Raw genomic sequence first — 2,504 nt, 5'->3', positions numbered from 1 at the left:
GTTCCGGTCCTGACCCAGCTTGGCTACGCGGCGGGGCTGTTCCTTCTGATCCCGCTTGGTGACGTAACCCAGCGGAAGCGGCTGATCGTCGTGCAGTTCCTGGTCCTCGCAGCCGCCCTGGCTGCCAGCGCAACCGTCACGACGCTGCCGCTGCTGTTGCTTGCTTCGCTGCTTTTGGGCCTGACGGCGACCGTTTCCCAGCAGATCGTCCCGCTGGCCGCGCATCTGGCGGCGCCCGAGCGGCGCGGGCAGGTTGTCGGCCTAGTGATGTCAGGCCTGCTGTCCGGCATCCTTCTCAGTCGCACGATCGCAGGCTTCGTGGGCAGTCATGCTGGCTGGCGCGAGATGTTCTGGCTGGGCGTTCCCGTTGCCCTTGGCGGCGCGGCGCTGATGGCGCTGAGCCTGCCTCGCAGTCAGCCCGATGGCCGGAGGCCGTATTTGCAGCTGCTGCTGTCCATGGCCAGCCTGTGGCGCGAGCTGCCCCAGCTGCGGCGCGCGGCGCTGATGCAAGGGTTGCTCTTCGCGACCTTCTCGGGGTTCTGGACAGTCCTGGTATTCCGGCTGCAGGACCGCTTTGGCCTGGGCGCGGACATGGCAGGCTTGTTCGGGATCATGGGATTGGCTGGTATCCTGGCGCGCCGGTGTCCGGACGGCTGGCGGAAGCAAGAGGGCCTCACCTGGCTGTCGCAGGCGGGGCAGCGCTGACGGTTGTGGCCTGGCTGATCTTTGGCCTCTGGCCGTCGCTGCTCAGCTTGGGAGTGGGCGTGGTCGTGCTGGATCTGGCAGTGCAGGGAGCCCTGATCTCGAACCAGCACCTGATCTTCGGGCTCCGTCCACAGGCCCGGGCACGCATCAGCACGATCTTCATGGGGTCGATGTTTGTAGGTGGCGCAGCGGGATCGGCCTTTGCCACGGCAATCTGGTTCCGATCGGGATGGTCCGGCGTGGTTATGGCAGGCATAGCGGCGGCGGCGCTGGCGCTGGTCCTCAAGCTGACCGAGCGCCGCGCTTCCCTTCGGGTCACGGAAGCGGAATGAACTCGGCGTCATCGCCCGGCGGCAATTGAAAGCGGCCATGCCCCCAATCGCCTTGGCGCCATGCCTCCTTGGCGGCATCGATGCGTTCCTGCGAGGAGGCGACGAAGTTCCACGAGATATAGCGCGGCCCGTTGAGCGTCTCGCCCCCCAAGACCATCAGTCGGGCGCCGTGGTCACCCGCGACCAGGGTGATGCGGTCGCCGGGGCGGAACACCATCATGCGGCCCGCCTCGAACGTGTCGCCCGCGATGGTGACCGAGCCTTCGGACACATAGACGCCCCGGTCCTCGTGGTTGTCGGGCAGCGGCAGCTTGGCGCCGGGCGCCAGCACGGCATCGGCATAAAAAGTCTCGGTGAAGGTCTTGACCGGGGCTGTCGCGCCCCAGGCCGAGCCGAGGATCAGGCGGACCTGCTTGCCGCCCTCATCAATGAAGGGCAGCGCCTCACGCCCGTGATGCTCGAAGCTGGCTGACGTATCCTCGGCATGTTCGGGCAGCGCCATCCAGGTCTGGATGCCGAAAAGCGAGCCGGGCCTCGTCCGCATCTCCTCGGAGGTGCGTTCGGAATGGGTGACGCCGTTGCCGGCGATCATCCAGTTCACCTCGCCCGGATAGACCATCTGGTCGGCGCCGGTGCTGTCGCGGTGGTGAAACTCGCCCTTGTAGAGATAGGTCACCGTGGCAAGGCCGATATGGGGATGCGGGCGCACGTCGATGCCGCCGCCGGTCAGGAACTCGGCCGGACCCATCTGGTCGAAGAAGATGAACGGCCCGACCATCTGGCGGTTTGGCGCGGGCAGCGCGCGGCGCACCTCGAACCCGCCGAGGTCGCGGGCGCGGGGGATGATCAGTGTCTTGATGCTGTCCAGACAATCAAGCGGGCAGTCGGGGTTCTGGGTGGGGTTCCAGCTCATGGCTCAGGCCTTTCCTGGTGCGATGGTGTGGTGGATTTCGGGAGCGTTGCTCAGCAAGGCTCGGATTTCATCCTGCAGGGCCTTTTCGGTCACGCTGACGCGGTCATGATGACGAAGATGCGCCAGCCAGGATACCTCGTGCCAGCTTTCGATCAGCCGGGTCGGACGGGATGCGTCCTGCCGCAGCACCCAGCCATAGGCGCCATGGGCGCGGCGGCTGCGGCGCTGATCCTGCATCAGGGCGAGAAAGGCTTCCCGATGCTCGGCCGGCACATCATAGGCGATCCAGATGGAGGCCGGCTGATCCTCGGGGGCAGCCCCGGGTTCGGGCCAGTGGTGCGCCGGGCTGTGATCCTGCGCGAGCCCGCCCAACCGTGCCCAAAGCGTCACCGGGATTGCGACCAGGATGCCTGCGGCAGCAACCAGCAGTGCCACAGGCACCGAAGTCTGCGCGGCGACCGTGCCCCAGCCAAGGCTGCCCAGTGACATCACGCCGGAAAACACCGTCAGGTAGATGGCCAGCCCCCGGGCCCGGACCCAGTCGGGCAGGGCCG

General features: G+C 67.0%; 4 protein-coding genes. 2 read left to right on the top strand and 2 right to left on the bottom strand.

The features are described 5' to 3' along the window. Both OU682_RS23705 and OU682_RS23700 read left to right on the top strand, forming a co-directional pair. Positions 1–705, top strand: a 705-nt coding sequence (locus tag OU682_RS23705) for an MFS transporter (RefSeq protein WP_268944638.1), incomplete at its 5' end; no start/stop codon positions are given. 5 nt (positions 706–710) lie between these two features. Then, positions 711–1,037, top strand: a complete 327-nt coding sequence (locus OU682_RS23700) for an MFS transporter (protein WP_268944637.1) — start codon at positions 711–713, stop codon at positions 1,035–1,037. Here the strand turns inward: OU682_RS23700 and OU682_RS23695 are convergent. Next, positions 1,021–1,950, bottom strand: coding sequence for a pirin family protein (locus tag OU682_RS23695; RefSeq protein ID WP_268944636.1), 930 nt, complete (start codon positions 1,948–1,950; stop codon positions 1,021–1,023). The two genes, OU682_RS23700 and OU682_RS23695, sit on opposite strands and share 17 nt — an antisense overlap. A 3-nt stretch (positions 1,951–1,953) precedes the next feature. Next, positions 1,954–2,504: MFS transporter (locus OU682_RS23690; protein WP_268944635.1), on the bottom strand; the 551-nt coding region annotated here is incomplete at its 5' end.

This window comes from Paracoccus benzoatiresistens, from assembly GCF_026913015.1.
Taxonomy (GTDB): domain Bacteria; phylum Pseudomonadota; class Alphaproteobacteria; order Rhodobacterales; family Rhodobacteraceae; genus Paracoccus; species Paracoccus benzoatiresistens.
Note: the sequence above shows the minus strand (reverse complement) of the source record. Positions and strands in the feature narration are given on the sequence as shown.